Consider the following 18,226-nt stretch of genomic DNA (forward strand, 5'->3'; position numbering starts at 1 on the left):
TGTTTGGCTAGCCTTAACCGTGTTTATTCTTCAGTTCAAAGCGTGGTGATACCAGGCCGTACAGCGTCCAGCCGAGGAAGGTCACGATGGAACCATACAACATCGCTTCTTCACCTGACGAGTAGAGCGCATAGAAGCTGTACATCGCACCGATGAAGGCGACAAAGTTTGCCATCTTCGCCTTTGACGGCGGAACGTTCGCCACTCTCTGGATGATCACCAGTGCGGCCATCGACAGAATATACGGAATGATATTCGTCACCACGGCCAGGTTGACCAGCACGTTAAACTGGCTGTTCAGCGACGGGCTGATGGTCATCAGCGATAAGCCACTCTGGATGATAACAATCGTCAGCATCCCCTGAACCGGCGCATCGACTTTGGTCACGCGAGAAAAGATTTTCGGGAAATAGCCTTCATCGGCAGAGGATTTAAAGACCTGCGCAATGGTGAATTGCCAGCCCAGCAATGAACCACAGCAGGACATGATCATCAGCGCCATGATCACTTTACCCACTTCCGGTGTGAACATCTGCGCGAACGCCAGACCAAACGGTGCGGTGGAGTTAGCCAGATCCATGTTAGGTACAATCCCGGCAATCACGTTGGTAGAGACGATGTAGATCACCGCCGCGCCCAGCGTCCCGCCCAGTACGGCAATCGGTACGTTCTTCTCCGGGTTTTCCACCACTTCCGCGTTCGCACAGGCGGATTCCAGACCAAGGAACGCCCACAGCGTCATGGCGATAGAGGAACCGACGGCGGTAAAGAACGGTACATGATGCGGGTTCCACGAGTTGGCATACAGCGTCGGGCTAAACCAGAACCAGCCGATAATGCACAGACCGACCACCGGAATGATCACCCCCCAGACGGTAATGCTACTGATCTGTCCGGTAATGCGCGCACCGCCAAAGTTCGCGACCGTACAGATCCACAGTACGCCGATGGTGGCGAGACCGATTTGCACCGGGGAGAGGGTGGCGCCGAAAAGTTCGGTACCGTAACCCACGGCGGAGATGGCAATGGCGACGTTGGCAATCAACAGCGATACCCCATAGGTGTAGTTCGCCATAAAGTTACCGGATTTACCAAACGCATATTCTGCGTAGCCCCCCATCCCGCCGGCTTTACGGCTGAACATTCCGCACTTGGCGAACGCCCAGGCCAGCGCCATGGACCCGACGGCTGTCACCAGCCAGGAGATAATCGAAATGGTGCCGACTTCAGCCAGTTTGGTCGGCAGCATGATGATCCCGGAGCCCATCATATTGACCATGGTCAGGATGGTGAGCTGCATCACGCCCATTTTATTGGATTTGGCTTTACTCATAATGCTTCTCCTTTCAACAGGTCGCTTTGTGCTTCACGCGGTTTAATCACGTAGCACCACACCTGTTTGCGACCATCGCACTCGTTGATGTACACACCCTGAAGTTCCGGCGCGAAACCGGGCAGCAGGTTGATCCCTTCTTCCAGTGCGCTGAAGTAACGCAGTACCGCACCGCCCCAGACTTCCCCAGGAACCACGCACAGCACACCCGGCGGGTAAGGGAGCGCGCCTTCAGCGGCAATACGGCCTTCGGCCTCAGGCAGCGGCACCAGATCCACTTCACCACGCAGATAGGCGTAGTTGGCATCTTGTGGGTTCATGCTGACGCGCGGGAAATGGGACTTACGGAACATCTCTTTTTGCAGTTGTTTCACGTTGTGACGCGCATACAGGTCGTGCATCTCCTGACACAACTGGCGCAGGGTGTAACCGGCATAACGCGCTTCGTGCTGTTTGTAGATAGACGGCAGAACGTCCGCCAGCGGTGCGTCAGATTCCAGCATGCGCTCGAAGCGCACCAGCAAGGCGACGAGTTGTTGCAGTTTCGCCATATCTTCCGCCGGGGTCAGCAGGAACAGGATCGAGTTGAGGTCGCATTTTTCCGGGACCACGCCGTTTTCACGCAGGAAGTTGGCAAGAATAGTCGCCGGGACGCCGAAGGTGTCGTACTCGCCATTGCGTGCGTTGATACCCGGAGTGGTCAACAACAGTTTGCAAGGGTCAACAAAGTATTGATGCTCGGCGTAACCTTCAAACGCATGCCAGTGTTCGCCAGGGACGAAGTGGAAAAAGCGCAGATCGTTGGCGATTTCCGCAGTCGGATAAGACTGCCACGGTTTTCCATCAACCAGTTCCGGAACAAAGGGACGGATATGATGGCAGTTATCAAGGATCAGCTTACGGGCGTCGATACCGTTGGCGACACAGTCCATCCACATGTTGCGGCCACTGACGCCTTCGTGCATTTTGGCGTTAATATCCAGTGCGGCAAACAGCGGATAGAACGGGCTGGTGGAGGCGTGCATCATGAACGCGTTATTCATGCGTTTATGCGGCACATAGCGCGGCTGACCTTTGATATGGCTGTCTTTTTTGTGAATTTGCGAGGTCTGGGAGAAGCCAGCTTGCTGTTTGTGAACGGACTGCGTTACCAGAATGCCCGGATCGTTTTCGTTCAGTTCCAGCAGCAGCGGAGAACAATCCGCCATCATCGGGATAAACTGCTCATAGCCCACCCAGGCGGAATCGAACAGAATGTAATCGCAAAGGTGACCAATTTTATCCACCACCTGACGGGCGTTATAAATCGTGCCGTCGTAGGTGCCCAACTGGATAACAGCAAGACGGAATGGACGTGCGTCACGAGCCCGTTGCGGCGCCACTTCGCTGACCAGTTCGCGCAGGTAGCTTTCTTCAAAACAGTGGGCATCGATCCCGCCGATAAAGCCGTACGGGTTACGTGCGGTTTCCAGATAGACCGGCGTTGCGCCCGCCTGCAATAACGCGCCGTGGTGGTTTGACTTGTGGTTGTTACGGTCGAAGAGCACCAGATCGCCCGGAGTCAGCAGTGCGTTCAGCACCACTTTGTTAGACGAAGAGGTTCCGTTTAACACAAAGTAGGTTTTATCGGCATTAAAAACCTTCGCGGCATGTTGCTGAGCGATGCACGGTGCGCCTTCATGGATCAGCAAATCGCCCATTGCTACGTCAGCATTGCACAGGTCGGAGCGGAAAAGCGTTTCGCCGAAATATTCCACGAACTGGTTACCTGCCGGGTGACGGCGGAAAAACTCGCCGCCCTGATGTCCTGGGCAGTCGAAGGCGCTGTTTCCCTGGTTTACATAATCAACCAGCGCGCGGAAGAACGGTGGTCGTAATTGTGTTTCGTAATGACTGGCTGCCGTTTCTAACTGACGACCGTAGAAAGCGGTACGGGCTTCATTGCATTCGAATACGCCCGAAATGCGCGGCAGATGTTCTGCCGGAACGCGCTCTTCCTCTTCGGTTGCGATAAATACCGGAATACCGTATCCGGTCGCGTCAATTTCATCGAGCTTCCCACGTTCAATATCATTGACAGACAACACGACGGCAGCGACATCAATAAAATTACTTTCATCAACATTCACAATCGTGCGTTGTGTAGAAAAACAGTCAGGGCAAGAACGACTCACGGCAATTTTTAATTCAGACATTTTCATCTCTTTATTTTCAGATAATAGCAGGTCCTCAATTTCCCGAATGAGAAACTGATAACGCCGGAATAAAAGCAAAGTGTGTCCCCTGATAAATAAATCAGTAAATTGCTTTTTTTCAGGATGCAAAAAACCTTACCTGTCCGGTCACAGGCAAATCAAGGCTTAAGCAGAGTGAGCACTGAGGAATACAGGCGTGAGCCTGCGATACAGCGAGTCAGGAAGACCTGTATGCTGGAGTGCCCATAGTCGAAAGACTAACGGGCATTAAAGAAATGAAAGTCAAAACTATTACGGTGGGCAAACATCATAATATGTGTTGTCCGCCTGATATGTGGCATAGTACGGCTATTGTTTTCCATTTTGATTACCTTTTCTTTATCAGTAGAAGGTGAAGGTATTTTATCCAGGAAAACGGCCTGATCCGTGAAGGAGATCAATAAAAAACGATCATTCGCAAAATATTTAGTCGTTTTTTATGCATGGCTGGCGATAAGATATCGTTTTGTTTATTATTTGTTATAATTCTGTATTTTTTAATTTTGTGGAAAATCTTAAATACCCGAAATAATATAATTTCGACTAAGTAAGAATAATAAAAATTAATTTTAAGATTTATTTAAAAATAATGAATAACCATTCATGGCATAAAACGATAGCCAATACCGGTTTCGGTAATAAAGTGGCGGGGGCGCGCGGGATCACGCTCCAGTTTCTGTCGCAGGTGACCCATATAAATACGCAAATAATGGCTGTGCTCGACGGCGTTCGGTCCCCAGACCTGGTTCAACAACTGGCGCTGGGTCAGCACTTTCCCGGCGTTGTTGAGCAACACGGCCAGCAGGCGAAACTCAATCGGTGTTAAATGGATTTCTGTTTCTCCGCGATGAATCAGATGCGCGGCGAGATCGACGACCACATCGGAAAAGCGTACCACCGGCTCAGGAGAGGGCGTTGCAGAATGACGGCGCAGGGCGACGCGCAGACGTGCCTGTAACTCGCCAATGCCAAACGGTTTGCTCAGGTAGTCGTCGGCACCGGCGTCGAGCGCGGCAATTTTATCGCTCTCTTCGCTACGTGCAGAGAGCACGATCACCGGGACGGCGCTCCACTGTCGCAGGTCGCGAATGAAATCGATGCCGTCACCATCCGGCAGGCCGAGATCGAGAATAATGAGATCGGGCTTGCGCGTTGCCGCTTCCAGCAAACCACGCTGAAGCGTCTCGGCGTCGTACACGCGCAACCCATCGGCTTCCAGCGCGGTACGCAGAAAGCGGCGAATGGCCTGCTCATCTTCAACAATCAGAACGTTTGTCACATATCCTCATGAAAATCTTCAAGTTCTGGTGGCGCGTCTTGCCTCAGTGTAACACGGAAACAGGCACCGCCCTGAGGGCGATTATAGACGGCAATTGACCCGCCATGCACTTCCACTATCGCCCGACAAATGGCCAGCCCCAGCCCGACGCCCGGCACCGCCGACTCTTTATTCCCCCGTGAGAATTTATCGAACACGCGCTGCTCCTGTCCTTGTGGAATGCCAGGCCCATTATCCCAGACGTCGAGTTGCAGATGTTCGTCTTCAACGTGCGCGTCGATGCCGATCTGCGCCTGTGGTCCGGCATATTTAATGGCATTCTCCAGCAGATTAATCAGTACCCGTTCGAACAGGGGGCCATCGACGTGAATGAGAGTCAGCGGCGCGGGCAGGGAAAGGTTTACCGGATGAACCAGGCCTGGTTCCAGCATTTTCAGCGCACTGCCCACTACTTCTTCCAGCGTCAGCCACTCTTTTTTGAGGTTGAAACCACCAGACTGAATCCGCGCCATATCCAACAGGTTATTCACCAGACGGGTGGTATTCAGTACATGCTGGCGAATTTCGCTGGCCTGTCTGGCATGAGGCGAGCCTTCGCTGGCGAGGTCGAGCGTGAGGATTTCCGCCTGACCAAACAGCACGGTCAGCGGGGTGCGCAGGTCGTGAGAAAGTGCCGCGAGCAGAGCGTTGCGCAGGCTTTCCCGTTCGCTGGCCAGCCGCGCCTGCTCTTCGCTGGCCGTTAAGGTCAGACGTTCCAGCGCATTCGCCACCAGCAAAGTGAAGGTTTCCAACAGTCGCTGCTGCTCGGGGATCATTAACTGACGCAGATTGCCGGGTTCGACAACCACCAGGCCGTGGGTTTTGTCGGCGCTGCGTAACGGCAGGATCTGGTACGGCACGCCTGGCAGGGTATCGGTGCCAGCGCCTGCCGGTAACCCTTTATCAAAGCTCCAGCGGGCAATAGCATCATCCCAGGGGGTCATTCCCTGCTGGTGGGTGAGGGCGGCCAGTTTGCCCTCTTCATTCGGCAATAAAATCTGGCTGCGGGCATGAAAGGTGGAGGCAATAAATTGTTCGCTGGTACTGGCGATGTCTTGCGCACTGCGCCCCATCGCCAACGCTTTCGACATCTCATAAAGATGACGAGTTCGCTGTTCCCGGTAGCGCGCAACGCGAGCCTGATAGCGCACGCCCGCCGTCAGGTTACCCACGACCAGTCCAACCGTCAGCATGACGCCGAAGGTGAGGAGATACTGCACGTCCGAGACGGCGAGCGTGCCGCGCGGCGCAATGAAGAACAGATCAAAGCTGACCACGCCAATAAAGGTGGAAAACGCCGATGGCCAGCGACCATAGAAGAGAGCGATGACCACCACACCGAGCAGATAGAGCATCACCAGGTTTGCGGCATCAAAGGCGGCCAGCCACTGGCTGGCGATAAACGTTGTCAGAGCGCAGAGTGCAACGGCAACCAGACAGCCCTGAATTTGCACCCGCCACTTGTCTTTAAAGGCGCGGGTATCGGGCAGGGACGACAGCGTCCGCACCGGTGGCTCATCGAGGGCGACCACCATCAAATCCAGCTCAGGGGCGCGTTTCGCCAGCCGATCGGCAAACGACTCCCGGTGCCACCAGCGTCGCGTTGACGTCCGCCCCAGCACTATTTTTCCCAGATTATGCTCGCGAGCGTAGCGGACCACCGCTTTATCCTCGCTGGGATCGGATAGCGTGGCGGTCTCCGCGCCCAGCTCTTGCGCCAGTCGCAGGGCGTGCAGAATATTGCGCCGCTGCTTTTCCGGCAAGCGATGCAGCGCGGGGGTTTCGACGTAGACGGCGTGCCAGATGCTGCCCAGTCGCGACGCCAGTCGTGCGGCAGTACGCACCAGTTTTTCACTGCCGGTGTTGTGACCAATGCAGAGCAGTATGGCGTCGCGGGTATGCCAGACCTTCTCTTCACCCGGACGACCGCGCCAGGCGCGCATCTGATCGTCCACCCGATCGGCGGTGCGGCGCAGCGCCAGTTCGCGTAGCGCGATTAAATTACCCTTACGGAAAAAGTGTTCAATAGCACGCTCGGCCTGTCCCGCAATATAGACTTTGCCCTCTTTCAGGCGCTGGCGCAGATCGTCAGGTGGTAAATCGACCAACACCACCTCGTCGGCAGCGTCAAAAAACGGATCCGGCACGGTTTCGCGCACCTGAATCCCCGTCACGCCGCTGACCACATCGTTCAGGCTTTCGAGATGCTGCACGTTGACGGTGGTAAAGACATCAATACCGGCGTCGAGCAGTTCTTCAATGTCCTGCCAGCGCTTGGGATGGCGTGAACCCGGTGCATTACTGTGCGCCAGTTCATCCATTAAGATCAGCGCCGGACGGCGTGCGAGCGCGGCATCGAGATCGAATTCACTGATATGACGTCCGTGGCGCGCCTGGCGTTTCAACGGCAGAATGCTGAGACCCTCCAGCAGGGCGGCGGTCTCTTTGCGTCCATGGGTCTCCACCACGCCAATCAGGATGTCGAGTCCCTGTGCGCGCAGGCGCTGGGCTTCAGCCAGCATCGACCAGGTTTTCCCGACGCCCGCACAGGCGCCGAAGAAGATTTTTAGTTTTCCCCGATGGGGGGCGACCGCCTGCTCAAGCAGGCGATCGGGATCGGGGCGTACTGGTTCACTATTCGCCATTCATGCTGTCCAGCGCTAAATTGAGTTCGACAATATTTACGACCGGTTGACCGATAAAGCTCACCAGTGGTTTCTGCGTGTATTCTGCAACCCGTTGCGTCACCTGTTCAATGGTCAGATGACGAGCCTGCGCCACGCGGGGGATTTGCCACGCCACCGCGGCGGGCGTCAGGTTGTTGTCCAGACCGCTCGCGGAGGCAGTAACCAGTTCCACCGGTACGTTACGACTGGCCTGCGGGTTGGCGGCGCGCAGGGTGGCGACCCGGTTTTGCAGTTGTTTATCCAGTTCCGGGTTACTGGCGGCGAGATTACTGCCGCCGGATGCCATGGGATTATAGGGCATTTCAGCGGTGGCTGAAGGCCGTCCCTGGAAATAGCCTTCAGAGGTAAAGTTCTGCCCGAGCAGTGCAGAACCCCGCACCCCATGCTCATCCCGAATCAGTGAACCGTTGGCCTGATACGGGAACCACCATTGCCCCAGCGCGGTGGTCAGCAGCGGATACGCACCGCCCGTCAGTAGCAGCAGGAAAATCAGTGTTGAAAACAACGGACGTAAAGCACTCATCAGACACCTCACACCAGACCCAGCAGGGTCAGCAGCAAATCAATTACTTTGATGCCAATAAACGGCACCACCAGCCCCCCCAGACCGTAAATCCACAGGTTACGGCGCAGCATGGCGGAGGCGGAAAGCGGTTTGTAGCTCACGCCTTTCAGCGCCAGCGGGATCAGAAAGACAATAATCAAGGCGTTAAAGATCACCGCACTCAGAATGGCCGAGTCCGGCGAATGCAGACGCATGATGTTCAGCGCATTCAGTTGCGGATAGGTCGCGGCGAATGCGGCCGGAATGATCGCAAAATACTTCGCCACGTCGTTGGCGATACTGAACGTGGTCAGTGAACCACGCGTCATCAGCATCTGTTTGCCGATGTGCACCACTTCGATAAGCTTGGTGGGGTTAGAGTCGAGATCGACCATGTTGCCCGCTTCTTTTGCCGCCTGCGTACCGGAGTTCATTGCTACCGCGACATCGGCCTGGGCCAGCGCCGGGGCGTCGTTGGTACCATCACCGGTCATCGCCACTAAGCGGCCTTCCGCCTGATACTGGCGGATGAGCGCCAGCTTGGCTTCCGGTGTCGCTTCGGCAAGAAAGTCATCCACACCCGCCTCGGCGGCGATGGCGGCGGCGGTCAGGCGATTATCGCCAGTGATCATCACCGTTTTAATGCCCATTTTACGCAACTGAGCAAAACGCTCTTTTATCCCGCCTTTGACGATATCTTTCAGCGCGATCACGCCTAGCACCCGGGAACCTTCCACCACCACGAGCGGCGTGGCGCCCAGACGGGCGACGCTGTCCACTTTCTGCTCGACATCCGCCGGGAACTGGCCGCCGCTGGCCTCAATGTGGCGACGGATGGCGTCGACGGAACCTTTACGAATCATCCGGTTGTCGATGTTAATACCGCTCATACGACTCTGGGCGGTAAAGGGGACGAAGGTGGCATGCAGCGACTGCACGTCACGTTCGCGCAGATTAAAGCGCTGCTTGGCGAGGATCACAATGCTGCGACCTTCCGGCGTCTCATCGGCTAACGACGAAAGCTGTGCGGCGTCGGCCAGCGTTTTTTCGTCGACACCCTGCGCAGGCAGGAAGTCCGAGGCCTGACGGTTACCGAGAGTAATGGTGCCGGTTTTGTCCAGCAGCAATACGTCCACGTCGCCTGCGGCTTCCACCGCGCGACCACTGGTGGCGATGACATTCGCACCGAGCATACGGCTCATCCCGGCGACGCCAATCGCGGAGAGTAACCCGCCGATTGTCGTTGGGATCAGACAAACCAACAGGGCGACCAGCACCGTGACGCTGACCGCGTGACCGCCCCAGGCAGAAAATGGCCACAGCGTGGCGGTTGCCAGCAAAAAGACAATCGTCAGGGCTACCAGCAGAATGGTCAGGGCGATCTCGTTGGGCGTTTTACGGCGCTGGGCGCCTTCGACCATGGCGATCATCCGGTCAAGGAAAGTTTCGCCAGGATTCACGCTACACTCGATCACCAGCCAGTCGGAGAGAATGCGCGTCCCGCCAGTCACCGAGGCGAAATCGCCGCCGGATTCGCGGATGACCGGCGCAGACTCGCCGGTAATCGCACTTTCATCCACGGAGGCGCCGCCTTCAATGACTTCGCCGTCACAGGGAATGATATCACCTGCTTCCACCAGCACGATGTCGCCTTTGCGTAGCTCATCGGCCGGAACGTGATCCATTTTCGCGCCGTACTTCGGCTCGCGCAGTTTGCGGGCAAAGGCCGTCTTTTTCACTCCTTTGAGGCTGTTGGCCTGTGCTTTACTGCGCCCTTCGGCGAGCGCTTCCGCAAAGTTGGCAAACAGTACAGTGACCCACAGCCACAGACAGATCGCCCCGGTAAACAGCGCGCTGCCGGCCATCTGTCCTGTCGCCATCGCAACGGTAATCACGGTGGTCAGCAGGCTACCCATCCAGACAATGAACATCACCGGGTTGCGCCACTGGGTATGTGGGCTTAATTTTTTCACTGCGTCCATCAGCGCCTGAGCGACCAGAGACGGTTCGAACAGCGCCAGTTGTTTGCGACTCATAACATTTGCTCCGCATCGCTTAGCGTTAGGAAAGGTGTTCAGCGACTGGGCCAAGCGCCAGTGCAGGAATAAAGGTTAGGGCGCCGACTAACAGCACCGTGCCGATCAGTAAACCGACAAACAGCGCGCCGTGGGTCGCCAGGGTGCCGGGACTGGCCGGTTGGCTCTTTTTCGCCACCAGCGATCCGGCAATCGCCATCACCGGGATGATGACCCCGAAGCGACCGACGAACATGCAAAACGCCAGCAGGCAGTTCCAGAACGGGGTGTTTGCGCTCAGACCAGCAAAGGCGCTGCCGTTGTTGTTGGCGGCGGAAGAGACGGCGTACAGGACTTCGCTAAAGCCGTGTGGGCCAGGGTTGAGCATGGCGCTGCGTCCCGCATCGGTCATCATGGCAAGCGCGGTGCCGAGTAAAACCAGCGCAGGGGTGACCAGAATCGCCAGTGCGGTCATTTTCATCTCGCGAACGTCGATCTTTTTGCCCAGGTACTCTGGCGTGCGGCCAATCATCAGTCCGGCGATAAACACCGCCAGCAGCACGAACAACAGCATGCCGTAAAGGCCCGAACCAACGCCGCCGAACACCACTTCGCCAATCTGCATCAGCCACATTGGCACCATGCCGCCCAGCGCGGTAAACGAGTCGTGCATGGCGATCACCGCGCCGCATGAGGCTGCCGTCGTCACCACCGCAAACAGACTGCTCACCAGCACGCCAAAGCGGCTCTCTTTGCCTTCCATATTAAGAGTGGAATCCGCGCCAAATTGCAGCAGATGGGGGTTGCCCTGGACCTCCGCCCACATCACCACCGCGACGCAGACGATGAAGATGAGCGACATGGCCCACAGCAACATCCGCCCCTGACGGCGATCGCCTGCCGCGTCGCCAAACGCGAAACAGAGCGCGGCTGGAATTAAAAAGATGGCCAGCATTTGCACCATGTTGGTCAGCGCGGTGGGGTTTTCGAACGGGTGTGCCGAGTTGGCGTTAAAGAAGCCGCCGCCGTTGGTCCCCAGCATCTTGATGGCTTCCTGCGAGGCCACCGGCCCCATCGGCAGCAGTTGCTGCACACCTTCCAGAGTAGTGAAAGTCTGATAGGGCAGCAGGTTTTGCAGGCTGCCTTGCTGAATAAAGAACAGCGCAATCACCAGCGCGATGGGGCATAAAATCCACAAGGTAATACGCACCAGGTCGACCCACGCATTGCCCAGCGTATTCATGCTCTGGCGGGTAAAGGCGCGGATCAGCGCGAACACCACCGCAATGCCGGTCGCGGCGGACAGGAAGTTTTGTACCGTCAGCCCGGCCATCTGGCTGAAATAGCTTAAGGTGGTTTCCCCGCTGTAAGCCTGCCAGTTGGTATTGGTAACAAAACTCACCGCCGTATTAAGCGCCAGATGCCAGGGCAGACCGGGCAACTGCTGTGGATTCAGCGGCAGAAGGTGTTGCCACAACAACAGCAGGAACAGGAGCGTCAACCCCAGCACATTCAACGCGAGGATCGCCAGCAGGTACTGCTTCCAGTTCATCTCGTGTGTCGAAATGCCCAGACCGCGCCAGATCAGGCGTTCAACCCTCGCGGTACCAGGCAGCGAATGGTTGCCGATCAGCCGTGCCAGGCCCGCGCCTAACGGCCTGGCGAGCACGAACAGAATCAGCAGAAAACTGGCGATGAGTAAAAATCCTTGCGCAGCCATCAGAACGCCTCCGCATTGATCAATGCATATACCAGGTAACCTAATAATAAGAAAATCAGCACGATGCCGATTATCACGCCTGCACTCACAGTGCACCTCCCGTGGCATAAATGTGATAAACAAAGCGTAAATATCTGCCTGCAAAGATTTCGCAAAAATCGACGTCGGGGGTGTAAAAAAAGTATAAAAATGGCAAAGACCATTATTTAACTAATGATTAGTATTAATTTAACTTTTTTGTAACTTAATTACGCGATAAAGATAAATAAAGCGTAAATAGCTAAAAATAAGTGGTCGGATGAGTAGTAAAATTACACGCAAAGCGGTACTATTTTCAGCAGATAACCAATTTGACTTTACCGGTGATGATTACCGGCCAGATAAAGGGGAGAGAATCATGGAGTTGTACAAAGAATATCCAGCACATGTTGTATTGTTACGCCGTACTTTCGCCGTCGTGGCTGGGGTGCTGGCACTACCGGTCATGCTGTTCTGGAAAGACCGCGCCCGTTTTTATAGCTATTTACACCGCGTGTGGTCAAAAACCAGCGATAAACCGGTGTGGATGGATCAGGCTGAAAAAGCCACCTGCGATTTCTACTAAGCGCATCGCGTTCAGAAAAACCGCCAACAGCAATGTGGCGGTTTTTTTATGTCTCTGTGTCTACACTTATTTCAGAAATGGAAAAGGAGACATCATGAGCGAGAAAATCCCTGTTGGCATTAGCGCTTGTTTGTTAGGGGAGGCGGTTCGCTTTGATGGTGGACACAAACGCCTGCCCTTTGCAGTCGAAGAACTTTCACCGTGGGTGCACTTTGAACCCGTCTGTCCGGAAATGGCGATCGGCCTGCCGGTGCCGCGTCCTGCATTGCGCTTAGTCAAAATGGAAGAGGCAATTGCACTGCGTTTCAGTGACCGGCGCGAGGGCGATTTAACCCAGGCGATGACCGCGTTCAGTGAAGAACGTGTCAGTCGTTTCGAACACCTTTGTGGCTATATTGTCTGTGCGAAATCCCCAAGTTGCGGCATGGAACGCGTTCGTGTTTATGACGCCGATGGGAAAAACAATCGCAAAGCCGGTCGCGGTATCTTTACCTCAGTCCTGATGGCATCTTACCCGTGGCTCCCTGTTGAAGAGGACGGGCGATTGCACGATCCACAATTACGGGAAAATTTTGTCGCGCGGATTTATGCCCTGCATGAATTGCATGGATTGCGGCAACAAGGGCTCACGCGTGGCGCGCTGATTGACTATCACAGCCGCTATAAACTGTTGCTGCTGGCCCATTCACAGTCGGAATACCGCGAGCTGGGGCGCTTTGTCGCTGCGCTTTACGAGTGGGAAAGCCTTGATGACTTTTTCATTGAATATCGTCTGCGCCTGATGAAACTGATGTCCCATCCTGCCACCCGGCGTAACCATACCAATGTCCTGATGCACGTTCAGGGCTATTTTCGCAAACAGCTCAATGCCCGTCAGCGGCAAGAGTTGGCTTCCCTTATTGACGGTTACCGACGCGCTACGCAGCCACTGCTTGCGCCTGTGACGCTGCTCAAACACTATATGGCAGAATATCCGGATGCGTATCTCTCCGGGCAACGCTATTTTGATCCCTGGCCGGAAGCCCTGCGGCTGCGCTACGGGAGTTGATTTTTTTCATTCGGGAGTGTTATGTCCACCCATCTGGTCTGGTTTCGTCGCGATCTCCGTCTGCATGACAATCTTGCCCTCGCCGCCGCCTGCCGCCACCGCGCCGCGCGCGTTGTGGCGTTATTTATCTCCACGCCTGAGCAGTGGAAAAATCACGTCATGTCACCGCGTCAGGCCGCCTTTATCCAGGCTCAGCTAAACGCTTTACAACAGGCGCTGGCGGAAAAGGGCATTCCGCTGCTGTTTGAGGAAGTCGACGACTTCGCAGGCAGTATTGAAACGGTGAAAGCGGTGTGCGAACAGCATGACGTCAGCCACCTGTTTTATAACTATCAGTATGAAGTGAACGAGCGTGAACGCGATGCGGCGGTAGAAAAGGCGCTGCCGCATGTGGTTTGCGAAGGGTTTGATGACAGCGTGATCCTGCCGCCAGGTGCGGTGACGACGGGAAATCATGAGATGTATAAAGTCTTCACGCCGTTTAAAAACGCCTGGTTAAAACGGCTGAAGGAGGGGATGCCGGAGTGCGTATCCGCACCGGCCCGCCGGGAGAACGGTAGTGTTTCTTCCGCGCTGGTGCCAATTAACCTTCACTATCCGCAACAGGAATTCGACCCCGCCCTTTTTCCCGCCGAAGAAAAAGCCGCAATTGCCCGGTTACGCCAGTTTTGCCAGCAGGGGGCAGGAGAGTACGACGAATGTCGCGACTTCCCGGCCATTGAGGGCACCAGTCGTTTATCCGCCAGTCTTGCTACCGGTGGCTTATCGCCGCGCCAGTGTCTGCATCGCCTGCTGGCGGAACAGCCGCAGGCGCTGGACGGCGGCGCGGGCAGTGTCTGGCTGAACGAACTTATCTGGCGTGAGTTTTATCGCCATCTGATGACGTACCATCCCAATCTGTGCAAACACCGCCCCTTTATTCTCTGGACCGATCGCGTGCGCTGGCGGGATCGTGCGGAAGATTTACAGGCCTGGCAGGAGGGGAGAACGGGTTATCCGATTGTTGATGCGGCGATGCGGCAACTGAACGCCACCGGCTGGATGCACAACCGTCTGCGGATGATTGCGGCCAGCTTCCTGGTCAAAGATCTGCTGATTGACTGGCGTAAAGGTGAACGCTATTTCATGTCGCAACTGATTGATGGCGATCTCGCTGCGAATAACGGCGGCTGGCAGTGGGCGGCCTCTACCGGAACCGACGCCGCGCCGTATTTCCGCATTTTTAACCCCACGACGCAGGGCGAAAAGTTCGACAGAGAGGGGGAGTTTATCCGCCGGTGGATCCCGGAACTTAGCCATGTACCGGGCAAGGCGATTCACGAGCCGTGGAAATGGGCGATGAAAGAAAGCATCACGCTCGACTACCCGCAGCCGATTGTCGATCACAAACTGGCGCGCCAGCAGACGCTTGCCGCGTATGAGGCCGCGCGAAAGAACTAACGGTGGCTATGCGGCCTGACGCCATAACTATTCATAATGAGGTGCGTTAATACGCCCCTTTTTTTATGGCTAAGAACGGGGTGATGGTTTCTTAATATGGCTAATAATTGTCTATCGACGAACCGCCACAGGGATGCTATGTTAACGGAGTGCATAAATAAACAAGGGATCGATGATGAAAAACACCGAACTGGAACAACTGATCAACGAGAAACTGAACAGCGCCGCCATCAGCGACTACGCGCCAAACGGTTTGCAGGTTGAAGGCAAAGAAACGGTGCAAAAAATCGTCACCGGTGTGACCGCCAGTCAGGCGTTACTGGATGAAGCGGTGCGTCTGCAGGCTGATGCGGTCATCGTTCATCATGGCTATTTCTGGAAAGGCGAATCTCCGGTGATTCGCGGGATGAAGCGCAATCGCCTGAAAACGCTGCTGGCGAATGACATTAACCTCTACGGCTGGCATCTCCCTCTGGATGCACATCCCGAACTGGGCAACAACGCACAGTTGGCGGCCCTGTTGGGGATCACCGTGATGGGCGAAATCGAGCCGCTGGTTCCCTGGGGCGAACTGACGATGCCGGTCCCTGGGCTGGAACTGGCGTCGTGGATTGAAGCACGTCTTGGACGCAGGCCGTTATGGTGCGGTGATACCGGGCCGGATACTATCAAACGTGTCGCCTGGTGCACTGGCGGCGGGCAAAGCTTCATCGACAGCGCCGCGCAGGCTGGCGTTGACGCCTTTATCACCGGTGAAGTTTCCGAACAAACCATCCACTCAGCCCGTGAACAGGGACTGCATTTTTACGCCGCCGGGCATCACGCCACCGAACGCGGCGGGATCCGTGCGCTCAGCGAATGGTTGACGGAGAACACCGATTTGGATGTGACGTTTATTGATATTCCAAACCCGGCATAAATAAAAACAAGAGGAACGCAAGTGCAACGAGCGCGTTGTTATCTGTTAGGTGAAACGGCGGTAGTGCTGGAGCTTGAGCCGCCGGTGACGCTGGCGAGCCAGAAACGTATCTGGCGTCTGGCGCAACGTTTGGTTGAGACGCCAAACGTGGTCGAGGCGATTCCGGGAATGAACAATATCACCGTGATCCTGCGTGACCCGCAAACGCTGGCGCTGGATGCGATTGAACGCCTGCAACGCTGGTGGGAGGAGAGTGAGGCGCTGGAGCCAGACTCACGCTATATCGAAATTCCGGTGACCTACGGCGGCGCCGGTGGTCCCGATCTGGCGGACGTAGCCCGCCACAGCGGCCTGAGCGAAAAGCAGGTAGTGGAGCTGCACGCGTCGGTCGAGTATGTGGTCTGGTTTTTAGGTTTTCAGCCGGGATTCCCGTATCTCGGTAGCTTACCGGAACAACTGCACACGCCCAGGCGCGCTGAGCCGCGGCTGATCGTTCCGGCTGGATCGGTGGGTATAGGCGGACCGCAAACCGGTATTTATCCGCTGCCAACGCCTGGTGGCTGGCAGTTGATTGGTCATACCTCGCAGGCCTTGTTCGACCCGAAAAAAGAGGAACCGGTTCTCCTGCGCCCTGGCGATAGCGTGCGCTTTATCCCGCAGAAGGAGGGGGTATGCTGAATATTATTCGCGCGGGATTGTACACCTCCGTTCAGGATGGCGGTCGTCACGGTTTTCGTCAGTCAGGCGTTAGCCATTGTGGTGCGCTGGATAAACCGGCGATGCAAATCGCTAACCTGTTGGTGGGTAATGAGGCCAGTGCTCCGGTGTTGGAAATTACCCTCGGACAACTGGTTGCGGAATTTGAAACCGACGGCTGGTTTGCCCTGACCGGCGCAGGATGCGAAGCGCGGCTGGATAATCACCCCGTCTGGACGGGCTGGCGTCTGCCGGTGAAAGCGGGCCAGCGTCTGGTGCTAAAACGTCCGCAGCACGGTATGCGCAGCTATCTTGCCGTCGCGGGCGGTATCGACGTGCCGGAAGTGATGGGGTCATGCAGTACCGATCTCAAAGTGGGCATCGGCGGGTTGGAAGGACGCCTGCTGAAAGACGGCGACCGGCTGGCAACCGGCAAACCCCGACGGACGTTCCTGGAAGCGCGAGGGGTAAAACAGCTGCTATGGGGGAATCGCATTCGGGCGCTGCCGGGGCCGGAATACCACGAATTTGACGCCGTTTCGCAGGAGTCGTTCTGGCGATCGCCGTGGCATCTCAGTCCGCAGAGTAACCGGATGGGCTACCGCCTGCAGGGACAACCGCTGATGCGAATGACGGATCGGGAACTAGTGTCGCACGGTCTGCTGCCTGGCGTGATTCAGGTTCCGCACAACGGTCAGCCGATTGTATTGATGAACGATGCCCAGACGACCGGCGGCTATCCGCGCATTGCCTGCATAATCGAGGCAGACATGTACCATCTGGCGCAGATCCCGCTCGGCCAACCCATTCACTTTGTTCAGTGTTCGCTGGAGGAGGCGCTGAAAGCGCGGCAGGACCAACAGCGCTATCTGGAACAACTCACATGGCGACTCAATGATGAACATTGATTTAAATGCGGATCTCGGCGAAGGCTGCGCCAGCGATGGAGAACTGTTGACGCTGGTCTCATCGGCCAACATTGCCTGCGGCTTTCATGCCGGCGATGCACAAACCATGCTGACCAGCGTGCGCGAGGCGCTGAAAAATGGCGTAGCCATTGGGGCACACCCGAGTTTTCCGGATCGGGAAAACTTTGGCCGCACGGCGATGACGCTGCCTGTGGAAACGGTCTATGCGCAAACGCTGTATCAAATCGGCGCGCTGGCGGCCATGGCCCGGGCGGAGGGGGGCGTCATGCGGCACGTGAAACCGCATGGCATGCTCTACAACCAGGCGGCGAAAGATCCGCAACTGGCGGATGCCATTGCCAAAGCGGTGTACGCCTGCGATCCGGCACTGATTCTGGTCGGCCTGGCGGGAAGTGAGCTTGTCCGCGCGGGTGAGCGTTACGGTCTCGTCACGCGCCAGGAAGTGTTCGCCGATCGCGGTTATCAGGCGGACGGCAGTCTGGTGCCACGCACGCAGCCGGGCGCGCTGATTGAAGACGAGGACCAGTCGCTGGCGCAAACGCTGGGAATGGTGGAAACCGGACGCGTGAAAAGCATTACCGGTGAATGGACAAGCGTGGTGGCGCAAACGGTTTGTATTCATGGCGATGGCGAACACGCGCTGGCCTTCGCCCGACGTTTACGCTCGGCGTTTGAAGCCCGCAGAATCACCATTGTTGCCTGAGCACACTGACGCAGCCTCCATAGAGGGGTTGCGCAT

Annotated in this window: 16 protein-coding genes; 7 read left to right on the forward strand and 9 right to left on the reverse strand. The window is 56.2% G+C overall.

Features of this window, described 5'->3' with window-relative positions:
* Positions 1 to 13: 13 nt before the first annotated feature.
* From potE to kdpF, 9 genes are all read right to left on the reverse strand, one after another.
* Complete coding sequence (potE, locus tag KI228_RS07105) at positions 14 to 1,333, reverse strand: putrescine-ornithine antiporter (RefSeq protein ID WP_044256569.1); 1,320 nt, start codon at positions 1,331 to 1,333, stop codon at positions 14 to 16.
* Complete coding sequence (gene speF / locus KI228_RS07110) at positions 1,330 to 3,528, reverse strand: ornithine decarboxylase SpeF (RefSeq protein ID WP_061070696.1); 2,199 nt, start codon at positions 3,526 to 3,528, stop codon at positions 1,330 to 1,332. The genes potE and speF overlap by 4 nt, the downstream gene beginning before the upstream one ends.
* 257 nt (positions 3,529 to 3,785) lie before the next feature.
* Complete coding sequence (speFL, locus tag KI228_RS07115) at positions 3,786 to 3,890, reverse strand: leader peptide SpeFL (RefSeq protein WP_114149115.1); 105 nt, start codon at positions 3,888 to 3,890, stop codon at positions 3,786 to 3,788.
* A 278-nt stretch (positions 3,891 to 4,168) separates the two neighbouring features.
* Positions 4,169 to 4,846, reverse strand: coding sequence for a two-component system response regulator KdpE (kdpE, locus tag KI228_RS07120; RefSeq protein ID WP_043001388.1), 678 nt, complete (start codon positions 4,844 to 4,846; stop codon positions 4,169 to 4,171).
* Complete coding sequence (gene kdpD / locus KI228_RS07125; protein WP_061070376.1) at positions 4,843 to 7,530, reverse strand: two-component system sensor histidine kinase KdpD; 2,688 nt, start codon at positions 7,528 to 7,530, stop codon at positions 4,843 to 4,845. Before kdpD ends, kdpE begins: the two co-directional genes overlap by 4 nt.
* Positions 7,520 to 8,095: a potassium-transporting ATPase subunit KdpC gene (gene kdpC, locus KI228_RS07130; protein WP_054176144.1), complete on the reverse strand. Its 576-nt coding sequence runs from the start codon at positions 8,093 to 8,095 to the stop codon at positions 7,520 to 7,522. Before kdpC ends, kdpD begins: the two co-directional genes overlap by 11 nt.
* Positions 8,096 to 8,103: 8 nt before the next feature.
* On the reverse strand, positions 8,104 to 10,152 hold the full coding sequence (kdpB, locus tag KI228_RS07135) for a potassium-transporting ATPase subunit KdpB (RefSeq protein ID WP_043001385.1): 2,049 nt from the start codon (positions 10,150 to 10,152) through the stop codon (positions 8,104 to 8,106).
* Positions 10,153 to 10,177: 25 nt separating this feature from the next.
* The gene (kdpA, locus tag KI228_RS07140) at positions 10,178 to 11,851 is read right to left on the reverse strand and encodes a potassium-transporting ATPase subunit KdpA (RefSeq protein ID WP_061070375.1); all 1,674 of its coding nucleotides are present in this window, start codon (positions 11,849 to 11,851) and stop codon (positions 10,178 to 10,180) included.
* A complete protein-coding gene (gene kdpF / locus KI228_RS07145; RefSeq protein ID WP_042285393.1) occupies positions 11,851 to 11,940 on the reverse strand; it encodes a K(+)-transporting ATPase subunit F in 90 nt (29 codons plus the stop codon). Before kdpF ends, kdpA begins: the two co-directional genes overlap by 1 nt.
* A 308-nt stretch (positions 11,941 to 12,248) precedes the next feature.
* Here kdpF and KI228_RS07150 point away from each other — a divergent pair, with 308 nt between their 5' ends.
* The 7 genes from KI228_RS07150 (at position 12,249) to pxpA (ending at position 18,190) form a co-directional block, all read left to right on the forward strand.
* Positions 12,249 to 12,455, forward strand: coding sequence for a YbfA family protein (locus KI228_RS07150; protein WP_043001383.1), 207 nt, complete (start codon positions 12,249 to 12,251; stop codon positions 12,453 to 12,455).
* A 94-nt stretch (positions 12,456 to 12,549) separates the two neighbouring features.
* A complete protein-coding gene (locus tag KI228_RS07155) occupies positions 12,550 to 13,503 on the forward strand; it encodes a YbgA family protein (protein WP_061070374.1) in 954 nt (317 codons plus the stop codon).
* 21 nt (positions 13,504 to 13,524) lie between these two features.
* A complete protein-coding gene (gene phrB / locus KI228_RS07160) occupies positions 13,525 to 14,943 on the forward strand; it encodes a deoxyribodipyrimidine photo-lyase (RefSeq protein WP_054176147.1) in 1,419 nt (472 codons plus the stop codon).
* Between the two features lie 175 nt (positions 14,944 to 15,118).
* Positions 15,119 to 15,862: a radiation resistance protein YbgI gene (gene ybgI / locus KI228_RS07165; RefSeq protein ID WP_043001380.1), complete on the forward strand. Its 744-nt coding sequence runs from the start codon at positions 15,119 to 15,121 to the stop codon at positions 15,860 to 15,862.
* A gap of 21 nt (positions 15,863 to 15,883) precedes the next feature.
* On the forward strand, positions 15,884 to 16,540 hold the full coding sequence (gene pxpB, locus KI228_RS07170) for a 5-oxoprolinase subunit PxpB (RefSeq protein ID WP_043001379.1): 657 nt from the start codon (positions 15,884 to 15,886) through the stop codon (positions 16,538 to 16,540).
* Positions 16,534 to 17,466: a 5-oxoprolinase subunit PxpC gene (gene pxpC / locus KI228_RS07175; RefSeq protein WP_061070373.1), complete on the forward strand. Its 933-nt coding sequence runs from the start codon at positions 16,534 to 16,536 to the stop codon at positions 17,464 to 17,466. Before pxpB ends, pxpC begins: the two co-directional genes overlap by 7 nt.
* The gene (gene pxpA / locus KI228_RS07180; RefSeq protein ID WP_044266447.1) at positions 17,456 to 18,190 is read left to right on the forward strand and encodes a 5-oxoprolinase subunit PxpA; all 735 of its coding nucleotides are present in this window, start codon (positions 17,456 to 17,458) and stop codon (positions 18,188 to 18,190) included. The genes pxpC and pxpA overlap by 11 nt, the downstream gene beginning before the upstream one ends.
* Positions 18,191 to 18,226: the final 36 nt, after the last annotated feature.

The sequence above is a fragment of the Citrobacter amalonaticus genome (assembly GCF_018323885.1).
In the GTDB taxonomy this organism is placed as follows: domain Bacteria; phylum Pseudomonadota; class Gammaproteobacteria; order Enterobacterales; family Enterobacteriaceae; genus Citrobacter_A; species Citrobacter_A amalonaticus.

Coding starts and splice junctions, on each gene's coding strand:
- kdpC (WP_054176144.1), bottom strand. CDS start 8,095: ATGAGTGCTTTACGTCCGTTGTTTTCAACACTGATTTTCCTGCTGCTA.
- speF (WP_061070696.1), bottom strand. CDS start 3,528: ATGTCTGAATTAAAAATTGCCGTGAGTCGTTCTTGCCCTGACTGTTTT.
- speFL (WP_114149115.1), bottom strand. CDS start 3,890: ATGGAAAACAATAGCCGTACTATGCCACATATCAGGCGGACAACACAT.
- kdpD (WP_061070376.1), bottom strand. CDS start 7,530: ATGGCGAATAGTGAACCAGTACGCCCCGATCCCGATCGCCTGCTTGAG.
- KI228_RS07155 (WP_061070374.1), top strand. CDS start 12,550: ATGAGCGAGAAAATCCCTGTTGGCATTAGCGCTTGTTTGTTAGGGGAG.
- pxpC (WP_061070373.1), top strand. CDS start 16,534: ATGCTGAATATTATTCGCGCGGGATTGTACACCTCCGTTCAGGATGGC.
- kdpA (WP_061070375.1), bottom strand. CDS start 11,851: ATGGCTGCGCAAGGATTTTTACTCATCGCCAGTTTTCTGCTGATTCTG.
- phrB (WP_054176147.1), top strand. CDS start 13,525: ATGTCCACCCATCTGGTCTGGTTTCGTCGCGATCTCCGTCTGCATGAC.
- kdpB (WP_043001385.1), bottom strand. CDS start 10,152: ATGAGTCGCAAACAACTGGCGCTGTTCGAACCGTCTCTGGTCGCTCAG.
- pxpA (WP_044266447.1), top strand. CDS start 17,456: ATGAACATTGATTTAAATGCGGATCTCGGCGAAGGCTGCGCCAGCGAT.
- KI228_RS07150 (WP_043001383.1), top strand. CDS start 12,249: ATGGAGTTGTACAAAGAATATCCAGCACATGTTGTATTGTTACGCCGT.
- ybgI (WP_043001380.1), top strand. CDS start 15,119: ATGAAAAACACCGAACTGGAACAACTGATCAACGAGAAACTGAACAGC.
- potE (WP_044256569.1), bottom strand. CDS start 1,333: ATGAGTAAAGCCAAATCCAATAAAATGGGCGTGATGCAGCTCACCATC.